Genomic DNA, 19,209 nt, shown 5'->3' with positions numbered 1-19,209 from the left:
ATGTTTCATTACCTGCTGCGCCGGCTCAACCTGCTGCTCAGTACCCTGCTGCTGCTGACACTGCTCGCCTATGGCCTGGAATACCGGCTGCTCGGCACCGACGGCGGGGAGTTCTGGCCCGGCTACCTGGCCTTTTTGCAGCAGCTGCTGGCGGGGGATTTCGGGATTTCCAGCGCCACCGGCATGCCGGTGCTGGGGGCGCTCGGCCAGTATTTTCCCGCCACCCTGGAGCTGTGCCTGGCGGCCTTTGTCATTTCCCTGCTGGTGGGGGTGCCGGTGGGCACCCTGGCCGCCCTGCGCCAGGGCCGCTGGCAGGATACCCTGATCCTCACCGGCACCCTGGTGGGCTATTCGGTGCCGGTGTTCTGGCTGGGCCTGCTGCTGGTGATGCTGTTTTCCCTGCACCTGGGCTGGCTGCCGGTATCGGGCCAGCTGAGCCTGCTCTACGACATCACCCCGGTGACCGGCATCATGATCATAGACTCGCTGCTCGCCGACACCCCCCATCGCCTGCCGGCCTTCCTCGACGCACTGCAGCACCTGATCCTGCCTGCCCTGGTGCTGGCCATAGTGCCGACCACAGAGGTGATCCGCCAAATCCGCAGCGCCCTGCTCGAGGTGCTCCGGCAAAACTACATCCGTGCGGCGCTGACCAAGGGTTTCAGCGAAACCCATGTGATACTGCGCCACGGCCTGCGCAACGCCTTTCCCATGACCATCCCCACCCTGGGGCTGCAACTGGGTACAGTGCTGACCTCGGCGATGATGACCGAAATCGTGTTCGACTGGCCGGGCCTCGGCCGCTGGCTGGTCACCAGCATAGCGCTGCAGGACTATGCCGCCATCAAGGGCGGCACCCTGGCCATCGCCACCTTCACCATAGTGGCCGGAGTCGGCATGGACATTCTTTCCACCCTCGTTTACCCCAGCCGGCGGAGGGCGCTCTATGCCAACCAGGGCTAACATCTATCCCGAACTCAAGGTCCGCTCCCCCCTCGAGCAGGCCTGGTTGCTGTTTCGCAAAAATACCCTGGCGATGATCGGCCTCTGGGGGCTGGGGTTTTTGACCCTGTTCACCCTGTTCGGCCCCTGGCTGGCGCCCTACGCTCCCTATGAACAGTTCGGTGAGGCGCTGCTGCTGCCGCCGTCCTGGGCCGCCGAGGGCAACATCGACTTTTTCCTCGGCACCGACGACCTGGGCCGGGATCTGCTGTCCCGGCTGATCAGCGGCGCCCGCCTGACCGTGGGCAACGCCGTGCTGATCGTGCTGGTGGCGCTGCTGGTGGGCGGCAGCATCGGCATCCTCGGCGGCATGAGCCGGGGCATGAAGGCGAGCATCCTCAACCACCTGCTCGACACCCTGCTGTCCATCCCCTCGCTGCTGCTGGCCATTATTTTCGTCGCCATCCTGGGCCCCGGGCTGCTGCATACCCTGTTCGCCATCACCCTGGCGCTGATCCCCCAGTTCGTCCGCGCCACCTACAACGCGGTGTCGGAAGAGATGCAGAAGGAATACATCGTCGCCCTGCGCCTGGACGGCGCCAACCAGTGGCGCATCCTGCGCTACGGGGTGCTGCCCAACCTCAGCGATACCCTGGTCAGCCAGACCACCCGGGCGCTGTCGGCGGCCATCCTCGACATTACCGCGGTCGGCTTTCTCGGCCTCGGCGCCCAGCCGCCCCGGCCCGAGTGGGGGGCCATGCTGTCCGACGCCCTCGAACTGGTCTACCTGGCGCCCTGGACCGTCACCCTGCCGGGCCTGGCGATACTGCTGTCGGTACTGGTGATCAACATGGTCGGCGAGGGCCTGCGCCAGGCCATCAATGAGGTAATGGACTGATGCCGCTGCTCGATATCCGCAACCTGACCATCGAAATCGATACCCCCCAGGGCATGGTGAAGGCGGTCGACAAGTTCAGCCTGACCCTGGCCGACGGCGAAATCCGCGGCCTGGTGGGCGAGTCCGGCTCGGGCAAGAGCCTGGTGGCCCAAACCATAGTGGGCATCGCCAAGGACACCTGGCGGGTGACCGCCGATCGCATGTACCTCGACAATATCGACCTGCAAAGCCTGTCCCCCAAGGAGCGGCGGCTGGTCATGGGACGCGACATGGCGATGGTGTTCCAGGAGCCCTCCAGCTGCCTGGATCCCGCCGAGCGGATCGGCGCCCAGCTGATCGAGGCCATTCCCTCGCGCAGCTTTCACGGCAAGTGGTGGCAGCGCTGGCAGTGGCGGCGCAACCAGGCCGTCGGCCTGCTGCACCGGGTCGGCATCCGGGATCACCGCCAGGTGATGAACGCCTATCCCTACCAGCTGTCGGAAGGGGTCTGCCAGAAGGTGATGATCGCCATGGCCATCGCCAACCAGCCCAAGCTGCTGGTGGCGGACGAGCCCACCAACGCCATGGAGGCCACCAACCAGGCCCAGATCCTGCGCCTGCTGGAGCGGGTCAACAAGCTGTCGGGCACCACCATACTGCTGATCAGCAACGACATGACCACCTTCGCCCGGTTGACCCACAACATCACCGTGATGTATTGCGGCCAGGCGGTGGAGTCGGGCAGCCGGGAGCAAATCCTGACCCGGCCCCACCACCCCTACACCGCCGCCCTGCTGCAGATGATGCCGGATCTGGACGGCAGCCTGCCCCATAAATCCCGGCTCAACACCCTGCCCGGGGTCATACCGCCCCTGCAGAGCCTGCCCATCGGTTGCCGGCTGGGCCCGCGCTGCCCCAATGCCCAGAAACAGTGCGTGGTGGCGCCGCCCCTGGCCAAGGTCAAGGGGCACAGCTACTACTGCCATTTCCCCCTCAACATGGCCAAGAAAGGGAAGCCCCGATGAGCCAGGCTCCGCTGCTCAAGGTCGACCACCTCAGCAAGGTGTTCGTCAATCACAGCGGTCTGTTCCGCAAGAGCGTCAAGACCGCCTTCCATCCCCTGTCGTTCACCCTGGAGCGGGGCCAGACCCTGGCGCTGATGGGCGAGGCGGGGTCGGGCAAGAGTACCCTGGCCAAGGTGCTGGCGGGCGTCATGCCGCCCACCCAGGGCAGCGTCTACATCGACGGCGACAAGATAGCGCCCGGCGACGACAAAAAGCGCTGCCAGCTGCTGCGCATGATCTTCCAGGATCCCAACACCTCGCTCAATCCGCGCAGCCGCATCGGCCAGATCCTGGAAGCCCCGCTCAGCCTCAATACCGAGCTGGACGCCGAGCAGCGCGAGGCGCTGGTCCTGGACACCCTGCGCATGGTCGGCCTGCTGCCGGATCACTACCATTTCTATCCGGGCATGATCTCCACCGGCCAGAAACAGCGGGTGGCCCTGGCCCGGGCCCTGATCCTTTCGCCCCGGATCATCGTTGCCGACGAGGCCATTTCCAACCTCGACATCTCGGTGCGCTCCCAGATCATCAACCTGCTGCTCAGCCTGCAGAGCACCCTGGGGCTGTCCTACGTGATCGTGGCCAACGACCTTGGCGTGGTGCGCCATGTCAGCGACCAGGTGATCCTGATGCACGAAGGCCATGTGGTGGAAGCCGGCCCCACCCACAGGGTGCTGGAGCATCCCCAGAGCGAGCAGGGCCTGCGCCTGCTGCAGAGCTACAACAACGAATACCGCTGGCACCGGGGCGGCTGAGCCGCCCGTTTTCCTCCCCCCTCCCTTCCCTCCCGCCCGGAGTGCCGCCGGCACCGGTCATGAATTGTCACTTGAAAAACAATGAATGATCGTTCATTCTTGGGCGCAAATGAATGAGCGTTCATTCCGATTCCAATAACCACATCAAGCATGCAAGCGAGACTTACTATGTCACTGCGAACCTTTCCGCCCCGCCTGGTCCTGGTGGGGGTGCTGTCGGGCCTCGGCCTGATGGCCTGCGATACCCAGAGCAATCCGCAGAGCAGCGCCCAGAACGCCCCGCCGCCCGAAGTGGTGGTGGCCACGCTGCAACCCCAGAGCGTCACCCTCACCCGCGAGTTGCCCGGGCGCACCGCCGCCTACCTCACCGCCGAGGTTCGCCCCCAGGTGGACGGCATAGTGCAGCAGCGGTTGTTTACCGAAGGCGGTGAGGTCAAGGCCGACCAGCCCCTCTACCAACTGGACGACGCCAGCTACCAGGCCGACCTGGCTTCCGCCAAGGCCGCCCAGGCCCGGGCCGAAGCCACCCTGACCTCCGCCCGGCTCAATGCCGCCCGTTCCGCCGAGCTGGTCAAAATCGACGCGGTCAGCCGCCAGGACAACGAAAACGCCATCGCTACCCTGCGCCAGGCGGAAGCCGATCTCGCCGCCGCCAGGGCGGCGGTCACCAGCGCCCGGATCCGGGTCGACTATGCCCGTATCACGGCGCCTATCGCCGGCCGCATCGGCAAGTCAGCCTTCACCCAGGGCGCCCTGGTCACCGCCAACCAGGCCGAGCCCCTGGCCACCATAGAGCAGCTCGATCCCATTTATGTGGACCTGACCCAGTCCAGCAGCGAACTGCTCAAACTGCGCCGGGAGCTGGCCGCCGGCACCCTCAGCAGCACCGACGAAGTGCCGGTGACCCTGCTGCTGGAAGACGGCACGCCCTATCCCCACCAGGGCCGGCTGGCGTTCAGCGAGGCCACCGTCGACCGGAGCACCGGCAGCTATCTGCTGCGGGTGGAAGTGCCCAATCCCGAGCAACTGCTGCTGCCGGGCATGTATGTGCGCGCCGAACTCGGCCAGGGCCAGCGCGACAACGCCCTGCTGGTGCCACAACAAGGCATCGCCCGGGATCCCAAGGGCAATACCAGCGCCCTGGTGGTCAACGCCGACAACCAGGTCGAGCAAAGGGCGGTGCAGGTCAGCCGTACCCTGGGCGACCAATGGCTGCTGGAAGGCGGGCTGGAAGCCGGCGACCGGGTGATCATCGAAGGCCTGCAAAAGGTCCGTCCCGGCGCCGAGGTGCGCGTCATCGACGCCGCCACCGACGACAGCCGCTCCTGAGGAGAATTTTGAATGGCACGTTTCTTTATCGATCGGCCCATCTTTGCCTGGGTGATCGCCATCATCATCATGCTGGCGGGGGCGCTGTCCATCAGCCAGTTGCCCATCTCCCAGTACCCGACCATAGCGCCGCCGGCGGTGACCATCAACGCCACCTATCCGGGCGCCTCCGCCAAGGTGGTGGAAGACTCGGTGACCCAGATCATCGAGCAGAACATGAAGGGGCTCGACGGCCTGCTGTACATGTCCGCCACCAGCCAGGCCAGCGGCCGGGCCAGCCTCACCCTGACCTTCGAGAACGGCACCGATCCGGATATCGCCCAGGTCCAGGTGCAGAACAAGCTGCAACTGGCCATGCCCCTGCTGCCCCAGGACGTGCAGCGCCAGGGGGTGGAAGTCAGTAAATCGAGCAGCGGTTTCCTGATGGTGCTCGGCTTTGTGTCGGAAGACGGCAGCATGGGCAAGGACGACATCGCCGACTACATCAACGCCAACCTGGTGGATCCCCTGAGCCGGGTGCCCGGGGTAGGCTCGCTGCAGGTGTTCGGCTCCGAATACGCCATGCGTATCTGGCTGGATCCGAACAAGCTGGAAACCTACTCCCTGTCGGTGGATGAGGTCATCGCCGCCATCCAGGCGCAAAACGCCCAGGTGGCCGTGGGCCAGCTCGGCGGCACGCCGGCCATGCCCGGCCAGCAGCTCAACGCCACCATCAACGCCCAGGACCGGCTGCAGACCCCGGAGCAGTTCCGCAACATAGTGCTGCGTACCCAGGCCGACGGCGCCACCCTCAGGCTGGACGACGTGGCGCGGGTGGAAATCGGCGCCGAAAACTACGACTTCATCAGCCGCTACAACGGCCAGCCCGCCGCCGGCGTGGCGGTGTCCCTCGCCACCGGCGCCAACGCCCTGGATACCGCCGCCGGCGTGGTACAGACCCTGGAACAGCTGGAGCAATTCTTCCCCGCCGGCATGACGTCTGTGGTGCCCTACGACACCACCCCCTTCGTCAAGGTCTCCATCGAAGGGGTGGTCAAAACCCTGGTGGAAGCCGTGGTGCTGGTGTTTCTGGTCATGTACCTGTTCCTGCAGAACTTCCGCGCCACCCTGATCCCCACCATAGCGGTGCCGGTAGTGTTGCTCGGCACCTTCGGCGTGCTCGCCGCCCTCGGTTTTTCCATCAACATGCTGACCATGTTCGCCATGGTGCTGGCCATCGGCCTGCTGGTGGACGACGCCATCGTGGTGGTGGAAAACGTGGAGCGGATCATGACCGAGGAAGGGCTGTCGCCGCTGGAGGCAACCCGCAAGTCGATGGATCAGATCACCGGCGCCCTGGTGGGCATCGGCCTGGTGCTGTCGGCGGTGTTCGTACCCATGGCCTTCCTCGGCGGCTCCACCGGCGTCATTTACCGCCAGTTCTCGGCCACCATCGTCTCGGCCATGTCGCTGTCGGTGCTGGTCGCCATCGTGCTGACCCCGGCCCTGTGCGCCACCATGCTCAAACCGCTGAAAAAGGGCGAGCACCACGGCACCAAGGGCTTTTTCGGCTGGTTCAACCGCAACTTCGAGCGGGCCAGCGGCAAATACCAGGGCGGCGTGCACGGCATCCTGACCCGCAGCAAGCGCTTCATGCTGATCTTCCTGGCCCTGTCGGCGGTGATGGTGGTGCTGTTCCTGCGCCTGCCCAGCGCCTTCCTGCCGCCGGAAGACCAGGGCATTCTGTTCGCCCAGGTGCAGGCCCCGGTGGGCGCCACCCAGGAGCGCACCATGGCGTCGATCATGAAGCTGGAAGACCACTTCCTGCAGAACGAGGCCGAGGTGGTGGAGTCGGTGTTCAGCGTACAGGGCTTCAGCTTCGGCGGTACCGGCCAGAACATGGGCCTGGCCTTCGTCAAGCTCAAGGACTGGTCCGAGCGGGAGTCCCCCGAGCAAAGCGTCGATGCCGTCGCCGGCCGGGCCATGGCCGCCCTCAGCCAGTTCAAGGACGCCATGGCGTTCGCCTTTGCGCCCCCGGCCATGCCGGAGCTGGGCACCTCGGGCGGTTTCGTGTTCTTCCTCAAGGACAACGCCGGCCTGGGCCACGACGCCCTGGTCGACGCCCGCAACCAGTTGCTCGGCATGGCCGGGCAGAGCGAACTGCTGGTCAACGTCCGCCCCAACGGCATGGACGATACCCCCCAGTTCCGGATAGACATCGACCACGCCAAGGCCGGTGCCCTCGGCCTGTCGGCGGCGGACATCAACGCCACCCTGGCCACCGCCTGGGGCGGCAGCTATATCGATGACTTTATCGACCGGGGCCGGGTCAAGCGGGTCTACCTGCAGGCCGACGCGCCCTTCCGCATGGTGCCGGAAGACTTCGAGCAATGGTCGGTGCGCAACAAGGACGGCGACATGGTGCCCTTCTCCGCCTTCGCCAGTACCCGCTGGGACTACGGCTCGCCGCGGCTGGAGCGCTACAACGGCGTGCCCGCCATGGAAATCAACGGCGAGGCGGCCCCGGGCGTGAGCTCCGGCGAGGCCATGGCCGAGATGGAGCGGCTGGTAGGCCAGCTGCCCGCCGGCATCGGCATGGAATGGAGCGGCCTGTCCTACCAGGAACGCCAGGCGGGCTCCCAGACCCCGCTGCTGTACAGCCTGTCGCTGCTGGTGGTGTTCCTGTGCCTGGCCGCCCTCTATGAAAGCTGGACGGTGCCCACCGCCGTGCTGCTGGTGGCTCCCCTCGGCATCCTCGGCACCGTGCTGGCCACCGGCCTGCGCGGCATGGAGCGGGACGTGTACTTCCAGGTGGCCATGCTCACCACAGTGGGCCTGACCAGCAAGAACGCCATATTGATCGTTGAGTTCGCCAAGGAGAACCTGGAAAAGCACGGCATGAGCCTGATCGAGGCCACCATGACGGCGGTGCGCGACCGGCTGCGGCCGATCCTGATGACCTCCCTGGCCTTCGGCCTGGGCGTGCTGCCCTTGGCCATCGCCGCCGGCGCCGGCTCCGGCGCCCAGAACGCCATCGGCACCGGCGTGCTTGGCGGCATGCTGGCCGGCACCCTGCTGGGCGTGTTCTTTATTCCGCTATTCTTCGTGGTGGTACAGCGGCTGTTCGGCCGCCGCCGGGCCGCCGACACCGCCGTGCAGACAGGAGACAATACCGATGAATAACCCCGTGCGCACCAGCCTGGCGCTGGTTACCGGCCTGCTGCTGGCAGGCTGCTCCACCCTGGTGCCCGAGCTGCCCGAGGCCCGTCCGGGCGTGGCCGCCGACTGGCCGATACCGGCCAGCAGCGCCGATACCCAGGCTACCGCGGCCGATATCGGCTGGCTCGACTTCTTCACCGATCCGCAGCTGGAGCAGTTGATCGGACAGGCCCTGGCCAACAACCGCGACCTGCGGGTGGCCCTGCTCAACGTCGACAAGGCGCGGGCCCAGTACCGCATTGAACGCGCCGACCGGCTGCCATCGGTGGCGGCCGCCGGCGACCTGGAACGGGGCCGCCTGGCCCCGGACGCCGGCGTCAGCGAACAGTTCAGCGCCAACCTCGGCATCGCCGAGTTCGAACTCGACCTGTTCGGCCGGGTCCGCAACCTGAGCGAGGCGGCGCTGAACCAGTACCTGGCCCGGGAAGAGGCCCGCCGCGCCGCCCAGCTCAGCCTGGTGGCGGAAGTGGCTAACGCCTACCTCACCCTGGCCGGCGACCGCCGGCTCGAGCGGCTGGCCGAAGAAACCCTCGACAACCGCCAACAGGCGCTGGCGCTGACCGAACGCCGCCACCAGCTGGGGGCGGTGTCGGGGCTGGATCTGAGCCAGGCCCAGACCGCCCTGGAAACCGCCCGGGCCGATCTGGCCCGCTACCGGGGCCTGGTGGCCCAGGATCTCAACGCCCTCACCCTGCTGGTGGGCGCGCCCGTCGATCCGGCGCTGCTGCCGGCGGGCGACGGCGGCGAGGTCAGCGGCCTGGCGCCCTTGCCCGCCGGCCTGCCCTCCGACGTGCTGCTGCGCCGGCCCGACGTGCAGCAGGCGGAATACGCCCTGCTCGCCGCCAACGCCAACATAGGCGCGGCCCGGGCGGCGTTTTTCCCGTCCATCCGCCTGACCGGCAGCGTGGGCACCGCCAGCGGCGAGCTGGACGGCCTGTTCGAGGGCGGCAGCGGCATCTGGCGCTTCGCGCCCCGGATCAACCTGCCTATCTTCCAGGGCGGCAGCCTGCGCGCCGCCCTCGGCCTGGCCGAGGCGGAGCGGGACATCGCCCTGGCGGACTACGAAAAAGCCATCCAGAGCGGCTTTCGGGAAGTGGCCGACGGCCTGGCCCTGACCCGCACCCTGGCGGAGCGGCAAGACGCGCTGCAGGCCCTGGTGGACGCCGCCCGCCGCGCCGAGCAACTGTCCCTCGCCCGCTACCGGGCGGGCCAGGACAGCTACCTGGTGCTGCTGGATGCCCAGCGCACCCTGTACCAGGCCGAGCAGTCGCTGATCAGCGCCGAGCTGGCGGAGCAGAGCAACAGGGTCAACCTGTACAAGGCGCTGGGAGGCGGCTGGCGGGAAGCGGGCTGATGAACGCCGCCCACCGCAACCGCGCCGAAGAGCAGCGCGGCCGCATCCTGGATGCGGCCCGCCGCTGCTTTATCCGCGACGGCTTCCACGGCGCCAGCATGGCCTCGGTGGCCCAGGAGGCCGGCATGAGCCCGGGCCTTATCTACCGCTATTTTGGCGGCAAGCATGACATCATCCTGGCCATCATCGCCCAGCAGCTGGACCTGGCCCGCCAGGACCTGGGCCAGTTGCAGGGCGGCGAGGAACGGCTGTATGCCATTTTCCTGCAGTTGTTCGACGACGGCGGTGCCGCCGGCGACGCCCTGAGCGCACCGCTGTTCCTGGAAATTTCCGCCGAGGCCACCCGCGACACCGCCGTCGCCTCGGCGGTGCAGTGTTCCGACCGGCAATTGCGCCAGCAGTTCGTGGCCTGGCTAAGCCGGCCCCGGCCCGAAGGCGGGCTGGGCATGGACCCGGCCCGGGCCACCCGCGTCACCCTGTTGATCCAGTGCCTGTGGGAAGGGGTGCTGCTGCGCCTGAGCCGCGAGCCCGAACTGGCCCCCGAGCAGCTCAAGGCCGGCCTGGCCCTGCTGCTGCCGCTGCTGCTCGAGGGCCATGCCCCGGACTAAAGCGCCGGTCGAACGGCGCTTGGCAAAACCCGGCCGCCGCCGGTCGTGAGCCGCCATTCCCCCCTTACTTCAGGCCGGGCTGCCGCTGTGAAAGCGGAACAGCGGGTCCGGCGACTGGATAAGCTCCGCCTCACGCTCCCCGAAAAACGCCACCCGCCCGGCAATGTCGCCGCCGGCATAATCCCGCGCCAGGGCCAGGTAATCCTGGTAATGGCGCGCCTCCGAACGCAGCAGGGAAACATAAAAGCGGCTCAGCTCCTCGTCCAGGAAAGGCGCCAGCCGGGCAAAACGCTCGCAGGAGCGCGCCTCGATATAGGCACCGATGATCAGGCGATCCACCACCGCCGCCGGCTCGTGGGTACGCACATGGCGCAGCAGGCCGGCGGCGTAGCGGGACGCGGACAGGGTGTCGTAGGCCACGCCCCGGGCGGCCATGATCTCCAGCACCTGCTCGAAATGATGCAGCTCCTCCTGGATCAGGCGCACCATTTTCACCAGCAACTCGTTCTTGGCCAATTCATCGAACACCCGGCGGTTGTCGTCGGTGAGGGCCTGCTTGCCCAGCACCTCCCCCTTTTCCGGCAGGGCGTCCAGCGACTTGTAAAAATCCAGGTTGGGCAGCAGCTTGCGCTTTTCCTTGGGCAAGCAGTAGCGGCGCACCAGGCTGTGGGCGCTCATCGCCGCCTTCATCTCGCAGTTGGCGTGATCCACCAGCAGCACCGCCAGCCGCTCCGGGCGGCGCGCCTCGCCGAGCCAGGCGTCGGGGGTGGCGCAGTGCAAAAAACCGTGGATGGGGGCCAGCAACTGGCTTAACTCGGCGTTCGGGACATGGGTATACACAATCGATTCCTGTGGGCGGCAAGGCCGGGTAGAGCCGCGCAGTTTACCAATTCATGCCGCCCGGGGCAGCCCCCCGGCGGACGCCGCCATCGCCGGACCCGGGGCTGACCCCGGGTTCCGGTTTTTGATCCGGCTCGCATTTTCGGGATCCGCACCTAACATTGTCGGAGATATTACCTAGAATTACGCCATCGAATCGATTGCGTAACCGTTTCGCTCGCAATCACCGGGTAATCCCGGGCCAACCGGCCCGGCCAGACAAGGTGCCGCCGTGAAGAAAACCACCCTGCTCAACCGTCATTTGTCCGCCCTGGTGGCCAGCCTGGGCCATACCGACGAGATCACCCTGGCCGACGCCGGCCTGCCCGTTCCCGCCGGGGTCGAATGCATCGATCTGGCGGTGCGCCCCGGCCTGCCCGGGCTGGAAGACACCCTGGCGGCCCTGCTCAGCGAGTTGCAGCTGGAGGCCGTGGTGCTGGCGGAAGAAATCAAAACGGTCAGCCCCGAACTGCACCGGCGGCTGCTGGAGCAGTTGGCCCGGGCGGGCGCGGCCCAGGGCCGGGAGATCCCGGTCGGCTACGTGCCCCATGCCGAGTTCAAACGGCAAAACGGCCGCAGCCGGGCAGTGGTGCGCACCGGCGAATGCACCCCCTACGCCAATCTTATCCTGCGCGCCGGCGTGCCTTTCTGAGGTGAGCATGGAACCCATACTGTCTCTTGCCGGCATCGACAAGGCGTTTCCCGGGGTCAAGGCGCTGGACCAGGCCGGGCTCAAGGTCTATCCGGGCCAGGTGATGGCGCTGATGGGCGAAAACGGCGCCGGCAAGTCCACCCTGATGAAGGTGCTGACCGGCATCTACCCGCTGGACGCGGGCGAAATCCGCTACCGGGGCCGGGCCTGCCGCTTCAAGGGGCCGCGTGAATCCCAGCAGGCGGGCATCGGCATCATCCACCAGGAGCTGAACCTGCTGCCCGAGCTGACCATCGCCGAAAACATCTTCCTCGGCCGGGAGCCGGTCGGCGCCTTCGGCAACATCGACTGGCGCCGGCTTTACGCCGACGCCCAGGCCCTGCTCGACCGGCTGCAGATCCGCCATTCCCCCAAAACCCGGGTGGGCGACTTGAGCATCGGCGCCCAGCAGATGGTGGAAATCGCCAAGGCCCTGTCGTTCAAGGCCGATGTGATCATCATGGACGAACCCACCGACGCCCTGACCGATACCGAAACCCGGGCCCTGTTCCGGGTGATTGAAGAGCTGCGCCAGGCCGGCTGCGGCATCGTTTACATCTCCCACCGGCTCAAGGAAATCTTCGAGATCTGCGACCGGGTGACGGTGCTGCGCGACGGCCGTTGGATTGGCGAGGAAGCGGTGGCCGACATCGACGAGGACCGCCTGATCGAAATGATGGTGGGCCGGCGGCTGGACGAGCAATACCCGCGCCTGGCGGTGCCCGCGGGCGAGGAAGTGCTGCGGGTGGAGGCGCTGGCCGGCCCCGGCGTCCGGGACGTCGGCTTCAGCCTGCGCCAGGGCGAGATCCTCGGTTTTTCCGGACTGATGGGCGCCGGGCGCACCGAACTGGCCAAAATCCTCTACGGCGCCCTGCCCCGCACCGCCGGCTCGGTACGGCTGGCGGGCCGGCCCTACCACGCCAAAACGCCCCAGCAGGGGCTGGCGGCGGGCATCGCCTATATTTCCGAAGACCGCAAGGGCGACGGCCTTATCCTGGGGCTGTCGGTCAAGGTCAACATGAGCCTGTCGGCCCTGGCGGAGCTGAGCCACGGCCCCCAGCTCGACCACGGCGCCGAGCGCACCGCGGTGGACGATTTTATCCGGCTGTTCAACATCAAGACCCCGGGCCGGGAGCAGCTGATCGGCAACCTGTCCGGCGGCAACCAGCAGAAGGTGGCCATCGCCAAGGGGCTGATGACCCGCCCCCGGGTGCTGATTCTGGACGAGCCGACCCGGGGCGTGGATGTGGGCGCCAAAAAGGAAATCTATCAGTTGATCAACCGCTTCAAGCAGGAAGGCATGGCCATACTGCTGTTGTCTTCCGACATGCCGGAAGTGCTGGGCATCAGCGATCGCATCCTGGTGATGCACGAAGGGCGCATCACCGGTGAATTCAAGGCCCGCGAGGCCACCCAGGAACAACTGCTGGCCGCCGCCGTCGGCCAGGCGCAACAAGAGGTAACCCCATGAACACCCCGACTCTCGACCCCGGCCGCCGCTGGTTCAGCAAGGAATGGCTGATCGCGCAGAAATCGCTGATCGCCCTGCTGGTGCTGATTGGGGTGGTTTCCGTGCTGAGCCCCAACTTCTTCACCCTCGACAACCTGCTCAATATTTTGCGCCAGACCTCGGTCAACGCCATTATCGCCGTGGGCATGACATTGGTGATCCTCACCGCCGGCATCGACCTCAGCGTGGGCTCGGTGCTGGCCCTGTGCGGCGCCTTTGCCGCCACCATGGTGGCGATGGAGCTGCCCATCTTCCTCACCCTGCCGGCGGTGCTGCTGGCGGGCTTTCTGCTCGGCGGGGTCAGCGGCGTTATCGTCGCCAAGGGCCGGGTGCAGGCCTTTATCGCCACCCTGGTCACCATGACCCTGCTGCGCGGGGTGACCATGGTCTATACCGACGGCCGCCCCATCTCCACCGGCTTTACCGATGCCGCCGATCTGTTCGCCTGGTTCGGCACCGGCTATGTGTTCGGCATTCCGGTGCCGGTGTGGCTGATGGGCCTGACCTTTCTCGGCGCCTGGTACCTGCTCAACCACACCCGCTTTGGCCGCTATATTTACGCGGTGGGCGGCAACGAGGCGGCGGCCCGGCTCTCGGGCATCAACGTGGCCCGGGTAAAAATGGGCGTTTACGCCCTCTGCGGCATGCTGTCGGCGCTGGCGGCCATCATCGTTACCAGCCGGCTGTCGTCGGCCCAGCCCACCGCCGGCTCCAGCTACGAGCTGGACGCCATCGCCGCCGTGGTGCTCGGCGGCACCAGCCTGGCCGGCGGCAAGGGCGCCATTATGGGTACCCTGATAGGGGCGCTGATTATCGGGTTTCTCAACAACGCCCTCAACCTGCTGGATGTGTCGTCCTATTACCAGATGATCGCCAAGGCCTCGGTGATCCTGCTGGCGGTGCTGGTGGACAACAAGAACAGGTAAGTTGCGAAGGAGGACAAGGGAGCCACGTAGCCGACCGTGACATGCCATGGATGGCATGTCCGAGCCCCCAGGGAGGGATTATGGCGTGTCGGCGTAGTGGCTCCTTTGGCCGCAGCCTTTAGTACGGCCCAACATTTTTGATAAACAAACGCTCTACCCCTACACACGAAAAGGAAGCCGAACCATGAAAAAACTGACCACCCTGCTTGCCACCGCCCTCGTCGGCACCACCCTGACCGCCGGCGCCTATGCCCAGGATACCCTGGCGCTGGTGATCTCCACCCTCAACAACCCCTTCTTCGTCACCATGAAGGAAGGGGCCGAGCAGAAGGCCGCCGAGCTGGGCTACAACCTCATTGTGCTCGACTCCCAGAACGATCCCGCCAAGGAGCTGGCCAACGTGGAGGATCTGGGCGTGCGCGGCGCCAAGGCGCTGCTGATCAACCCCACCGACTCGGATGCCGTGGCCAACGCCATCCGCCTGGCCAACGGCGCCGGCCTGCCGGTGCTGACCCTGGACCGCGCCGCCAGCCGGGGCGAGGTGGTCTCCCACATCGCCTCCGACAACGTGGCCGGCGGCAAAATGGCCGGCGACTTTATTGCCGACAAGGTCGGCCACGACGCCCGGGTGATCCAGCTGGAAGGCATTGCCGGCACCAGCGCCGCCCGGGAGCGGGGCGAAGGCTTCGCCCAGGCGGTGGCCGAACACGGCCTGACCCTGCTGGCCAGCCAGCCCGCCGACTTCGACCGCACCAAGGGCCTGAACGTGATGGAAAACCTGCTGACCGGCAACCCGGGCGTGCAGGCGGTGTTCGCCCAAAACGACGAAATGGCGCTGGGCGCCATGCGCGCCCTGCAGGCCGCCAACAAGCAGGAGGTACTGATCGTCGGCTTTGACGGCACCGAGGACGGCATCAAGGCGGTGGAAGGCGGCCGCCTGGCGGCGACCATTGCCCAGCAACCCGACGCCATCGGCGCCATCGCGGTGGAAACCGCCGACAAGGTACTCAAGGGCGAAACCGTGGCCGACTATATCCCGGTTCCGCTGCAGGTGATCAGCCAGTAAGATGGCCGGCCGGGCAAGACCCGGCCGCCTCGCGCCAAAGCTGCCACGGTGGAATACCTCAGGTGCACACCGGCAGGCAAATACCCATGCTAAAAACGGCGGCCCTTTGGTCGACCGCCAGGGGGCACAGACGATGTTGCCACCCCCCTAACTACAAGGTAACCACCATGACCCTGACCGTAGCAGGCAGCATCAATATCGATCATGTGATAAGGCTGCCCCAGTTTCCCCGCCCCGGTGAAACCCTCACCGGCCGCGATTACCGCATTGTGCCCGGCGGCAAGGGTGCCAACCAGGCGGTGGCCGCCGCCCGCGCCGGCGCGGCCACCCGCTTTGTGGCCTGCGTGGGCGAGGATGCCCTGGCCGGCAGCCTGGTGGCCGGCTTTGCCGCCGACGGCATTGATGTGTCCGCCATCGACACCGTGGCGGGCGTCAACACCGGCGTGGCCCTTATCCAGGTGAACGACGCCGGCGAAAACACCATTGCCCTGGCGGCCGGCGCCAACGCCGAACTGACCCCGGACCGGCTGGCGCGCCACGCCGAGGCACTGCATTGCAAACAGCTGCTGTTGCAGCTGGAAATCCCGCTCGACACCAACCTGGCCGCCGCCCGCGCCGCCAAGGCCCGGGGCGCCCGGGTAGTGCTCAACCCCGCCCCCGCCCGGGCCCTGCCGGACGAACTGCTGGCCCTGGTGGATCTCATCACCCCCAACGAAACCGAAGCCGAGCGGCTCACCGGCGTGGCGGTAAACGACGACGCCGGCGCGGCCGCCGCGGCCGGGGCGTTGCATGCCAAGGGCATCGCAGTTGTCATCATCACCCTGGGCGCGCGCGGCGTCTGGCTGAGCGAACAAGGCCAGGGCCGGCGGGTGCCGGGCTTTTCGGTGCAGGCGGTGGACACCACGGCGGCGGGCGACACCTTTAACGGCGCCCTGGTCGCCGCCCTGCAGCAGGACCGGCCGCTGGCCGAGGCGGTGCGTTTTGCCCAGGCGGCGGCGGCCATTTCGGTGACCCGCCCCGGCGCCCAGACCTCGGTGCCCTACCGGGCCGAGATCGAGGCCCTGCTGGAGCAACACTGATGGCCACCATCAAGGACGTGGCCCGGCTTGCCCGGGTCTCCACCTCCACCGTCAGCCATGTGCTGAACAAAACCCGCTTCGTCAGCCCCGAGATCACCGCCCGGGTGGAACAGGCGATAGAAGCCCTGCACTATGCCCCCTCGGCCCTGGCACGCAGCCTCAAGGTCAACCAGACCCGGACCCTGGGCATGCTGGTCACCGCCAGCGCCAACCCCTTTTTTGCCGAGGCGGTGCAGGGGGTGGAGCAGCGCTGCTTCGAGCTCGGCTACAGCCTGGTGCTGTGCAACACCCTGGGCGACAAGGCCCGGCTCAACGCCAGCATGGAAATGCTGCTGCAAAAGCGGGTGGACGGCGTCATCCTGATGTGCACCCAGGCCCATTTGGGCGCCGGGGTGTTTGAACGCTACCCCAGCGTGCCCCTGGTGCTGGCGGACTGGGGCCCCATGGATCTGGAGGCGGATCTTATTCAGGATTCGGGCCAGCGGGGCGGCCGGCTGGCCACCGAACACCTGATCCGCCTTGGCCATCGCCATATCGGCTGCATTACCGGCCCCATGGGCAAACGGGCGGCGGAGGAACGGCTGGCGGGATTCAAGGCCGCCATGGCACAGGCCGGCCTGGCGGTGCGCCCCGAATGGATTGCCGAGGGCGACTTTGAGCTGACTGGCGGCAAGGCGGCCATGGCCCGGCTGCTGGCAGGCAATGAGCGCCCCACGGCGGTGTTTGTGGGCAACGACATGATGGCGGTGGGTGCCCTGCGCGCCCTGGCCGATGCCGGGCTGAACGTGCCACAACACATGTCCCTGGTGGGCTACGACAATATCGAGCTGGCCCGCTACCTGGTGCCGGCGCTCACCAGCATAGAGCAACCCAAGGCCGGCCTGGGCGCCCTGGCGGTAGACACCCTGCTGGAGCGGCTGCAACAGCCCTCGGCCCCGCCCCGGGTACTGACCCTGAGCCCCGAGCTGGTGGTGCGCGAAAGCAGCGCGGCGCTGGCCATTCCCCGCCGGCTTGGGTAGCATCGCTGCTTTGTCGGCTACTTATGAATCCGGGTTATGGACAACCATCAAAAAGGTTTGCTGCTTACCGCCCTGGGGGTGCTGATTATTTCCCCCGATGCCCTGTTGCTGCGCATTATCAGCCTGCCTGCCGAGCAGCTGGTGCTGTGGCGCGGGCTGCTCAATGTGCTGGGCTTTTGGCTGATTGTGGTGGCCCGCTACCGCCGCCACTGGTTTCGCGCCTACCTGGCCTGCGGCCTGGCCGGGCTGGGCTGCGGCCTGCTGTTTACGGTCAGCACCCTGGGCTTTGTGCTGGGCAATCATTTCACCAAGGCCGGCAATGTGCTGGTGATCCTGGCCTCGGCACCCCTTATCGCCGCCCTGCTCAGCCGGGTGTTTTTGCATGAACGGCTGCCCCTGCGCACCTGGCTGGCCATCGGCGCCTGCCTGGCGGGGATTTCCCTTATCGTGCTCGACGATGCCGGCGAAGGCTCCCTGCTCGGCAACGCCCTGGCGTTGATGGCGGCCCTGGGGCTGGCCGGCAACCTTACCCTGGCGCGCAGCCGGCCCGGGGTGGACATGAGCCCCATGCTGGCCCTGGGCGGCCTGGGCACCGCCCTGCTGGCGCTGGCCTGGAGCGGCGAGGTCATGCTGCCCGACGCCGCCAACCTGGGCTGGCTGCTGCTGCTTTGCCTGGTGTTGATGCCGGCGGGCTTTACCCTGATCCAGCAGGGGCCGCTATATCTGCCCTCGGCGGAAGTAAGCCTGCTGCTGTTGCTGGAAACCGTGTTCGGCACCCTGCTGGTGTGGTTGTTCCTGAGCGAGCGGCCCAGCAATCAGGGCCTGCTGGGCGGCGCCCTAGTGTTGCTGGCGATGGCGGTCAAAAGCGTGCTCGACCGGCGCGCCCAGCGCCGCCGCTTTGCGCCGGCCACGCCAACCCCTTAACACCGGCCGGGAGATGCCCATGTGGAAATTCAACCCCCGGGCCCTGCACTACCTCAACGAGGTGGCGCGCCAGGGTTCGTTGCGCAAGGCCGCCACACGCCTGAATATCGATGTGTCGGCCATCAGCCGCCAGCTCAGCCAGCTGGAGGAAGACCTGGGCCTGCCGGTGGGCCACCGTTCGGGCCAGGGCTTTGCCCTGACCGAAGCCGGAGAGGAGCTGATCTCCCTGTACCGCCAGCAAAAGGCCAGTGAAGAGGCGGCCCGCTCGCGCATCGAGGCCCTGCAACAGTTGCGCCGCGGCCGGGTAACCCTGGCGGTGGGCGAGGGCTTTATCGCCGACCTGATTTCGGCACCGCTGCAAAATTTTATGCAGCGCTATCCCGACATCGCCATCACCGTGGAAATGGCCGGCGCCAATGAGGCGGTGCGGCTGATCAAGGAAGACATGGTGGATCTGGCGCTGGTCTACGCTCCCCTGCCCGACCCGGATTTGGAGTCCCATGTCTCCAGTTGCCAGCCCCTGGAGCTGATCACCCCGCCGGGCCATCCGCTGATTGGTGCCGGCCCTCTCGATATTCACCGGGTGCTGGACTATCCCCTGGCGCTGATCGACCAGCAGTTCGGCATGGGGCAGCTGACCCGGCTGGTGGAGCAACTGGAACACATCCGCTTCAACCCCCAATTAAAAACCAATTCCGTGGCGGTACTGAAGAATTTTGTGCTGTCCGGAATGGGCCTGACCTTTATGCCCCGCCTTACCGTCAACGACGAGGTCAGGGCGGGCAAAATCATTTGCCTGCCCGCCCCGCACCCGGTATTCGCCAGTGCCAAGGCCCATATCATCAGCCACAAGGGGCGGGAGCTGACCGTGGCCAGCGAACGCCTGCTGCGGCACCTGCACGATGGCATGTTGTTTTTCAGTTAATGAAATTTAAAGCATAAGTCACCATGTTGACTTAAAATCAACAGTCTTGGTATTGAAAAGTCA

17 protein-coding genes are annotated in these 19,209 nt (G+C 66.7%); 16 read left to right on the top strand and 1 reads right to left on the bottom strand.

Translation table 11 applies throughout. The features are described 5' to 3' along the window. The 8 genes from C7I36_RS08085 to C7I36_RS08050 all read left to right on the top strand — a co-directional run bounded on the left by C7I36_RS08085 (position 1) and on the right by C7I36_RS08050 (position 10,127). Positions 1-963: an ABC transporter permease gene (locus tag C7I36_RS08085; protein ID WP_106453218.1), complete on the top strand. Its 963-nt coding sequence runs from the start codon at positions 1-3 to the stop codon at positions 961-963. Then, the gene (gene sapC, locus C7I36_RS08080; protein ID WP_106453217.1) at positions 947-1,840 is read left to right on the top strand and encodes a putrescine export ABC transporter permease SapC; all 894 of its coding nucleotides are present in this window, start codon (positions 947-949) and stop codon (positions 1,838-1,840) included. Before C7I36_RS08085 ends, sapC begins: the two co-directional genes overlap by 17 nt. Continuing rightward, entirely contained in the window at positions 1,840-2,844 is a 1,005-nt protein-coding gene (locus C7I36_RS08075) for a peptide ABC transporter ATP-binding protein (protein WP_106453216.1), read from the top strand. The genes sapC and C7I36_RS08075 overlap by 1 nt, the downstream gene beginning before the upstream one ends. After that, entirely contained in the window at positions 2,841-3,638 is a 798-nt protein-coding gene (locus tag C7I36_RS08070; RefSeq protein WP_106453215.1) for a peptide ABC transporter ATP-binding protein, read from the top strand. The genes C7I36_RS08075 and C7I36_RS08070 overlap by 4 nt, the downstream gene beginning before the upstream one ends. Positions 3,639-3,806: 168 nt before the next feature. After that, on the top strand, positions 3,807-4,967 hold the full coding sequence (locus tag C7I36_RS08065) for an efflux RND transporter periplasmic adaptor subunit (protein ID WP_106453214.1): 1,161 nt from the start codon (positions 3,807-3,809) through the stop codon (positions 4,965-4,967). Positions 4,968-4,979: 12 nt separating this feature from the next. After that, positions 4,980-8,129 (top strand): efflux RND transporter permease subunit, encoded by a 3,150-nt coding sequence (locus C7I36_RS08060; RefSeq protein ID WP_106453213.1) that lies wholly within the window; start codon positions 4,980-4,982, stop codon positions 8,127-8,129. Continuing rightward, positions 8,122-9,519: an efflux transporter outer membrane subunit gene (locus C7I36_RS08055; protein ID WP_106453212.1), complete on the top strand. Its 1,398-nt coding sequence runs from the start codon at positions 8,122-8,124 to the stop codon at positions 9,517-9,519. Before C7I36_RS08060 ends, C7I36_RS08055 begins: the two co-directional genes overlap by 8 nt. Next, complete coding sequence (locus C7I36_RS08050) at positions 9,519-10,127, top strand: TetR/AcrR family transcriptional regulator (RefSeq protein ID WP_106453211.1); 609 nt, start codon at positions 9,519-9,521, stop codon at positions 10,125-10,127. The genes C7I36_RS08055 and C7I36_RS08050 overlap by 1 nt, the downstream gene beginning before the upstream one ends. A gap of 69 nt (positions 10,128-10,196) precedes the next feature. Here C7I36_RS08050 and miaE read toward each other — a convergent pair whose 3' ends face one another. Continuing rightward, a complete protein-coding gene (gene miaE / locus C7I36_RS08045) occupies positions 10,197-10,967 on the bottom strand; it encodes a tRNA isopentenyl-2-thiomethyl-A-37 hydroxylase MiaE (RefSeq protein WP_106453210.1) in 771 nt (256 codons plus the stop codon). Positions 10,968-11,238: 271 nt separating this feature from the next. Between miaE and rbsD the strand changes: the two genes are divergently transcribed. The 8 genes from rbsD to C7I36_RS08005 all read left to right on the top strand — a co-directional run bounded on the left by rbsD (position 11,239) and on the right by C7I36_RS08005 (position 19,146). Continuing rightward, positions 11,239-11,658: a D-ribose pyranase gene (gene rbsD / locus C7I36_RS08040; RefSeq protein ID WP_106453209.1), complete on the top strand. Its 420-nt coding sequence runs from the start codon at positions 11,239-11,241 to the stop codon at positions 11,656-11,658. A gap of 7 nt (positions 11,659-11,665) precedes the next feature. Next, complete coding sequence (gene rbsA / locus C7I36_RS08035) at positions 11,666-13,168, top strand: ribose ABC transporter ATP-binding protein RbsA (RefSeq protein ID WP_106453208.1); 1,503 nt, start codon at positions 11,666-11,668, stop codon at positions 13,166-13,168. After that, entirely contained in the window at positions 13,165-14,133 is a 969-nt protein-coding gene (rbsC, locus tag C7I36_RS08030) for a ribose ABC transporter permease (RefSeq protein WP_106453207.1), read from the top strand. Before rbsA ends, rbsC begins: the two co-directional genes overlap by 4 nt. Positions 14,134-14,317: 184 nt before the next feature. Then, complete coding sequence (gene rbsB / locus C7I36_RS08025; RefSeq protein ID WP_106453206.1) at positions 14,318-15,199, top strand: ribose ABC transporter substrate-binding protein RbsB; 882 nt, start codon at positions 14,318-14,320, stop codon at positions 15,197-15,199. Positions 15,200-15,366: 167 nt separating this feature from the next. Continuing rightward, positions 15,367-16,278, top strand: a complete 912-nt coding sequence (gene rbsK / locus C7I36_RS08020; RefSeq protein WP_106453205.1) for a ribokinase — start codon at positions 15,367-15,369, stop codon at positions 16,276-16,278. Then, entirely contained in the window at positions 16,278-17,297 is a 1,020-nt protein-coding gene (locus tag C7I36_RS08015; RefSeq protein ID WP_106453204.1) for a substrate-binding domain-containing protein, read from the top strand. The genes rbsK and C7I36_RS08015 overlap by 1 nt, the downstream gene beginning before the upstream one ends. A gap of 36 nt (positions 17,298-17,333) precedes the next feature. Then, positions 17,334-18,221 (top strand): DMT family transporter, encoded by an 888-nt coding sequence (locus C7I36_RS08010; protein WP_106453203.1) that lies wholly within the window; start codon positions 17,334-17,336, stop codon positions 18,219-18,221. Positions 18,222-18,240: 19 nt separating this feature from the next. Continuing rightward, positions 18,241-19,146: a LysR family transcriptional regulator gene (locus C7I36_RS08005; protein ID WP_106453202.1), complete on the top strand. Its 906-nt coding sequence runs from the start codon at positions 18,241-18,243 to the stop codon at positions 19,144-19,146. Positions 19,147-19,209: the final 63 nt, after the last annotated feature.

Origin of the sequence: Zobellella taiwanensis (genome assembly GCF_003012795.1) — a bacterium.
Classification (GTDB): domain Bacteria; phylum Pseudomonadota; class Gammaproteobacteria; order Enterobacterales; family Aeromonadaceae; genus Oceanimonas; species Oceanimonas taiwanensis.
This window is presented reverse-complemented; position numbering and strand designations above follow the sequence as displayed.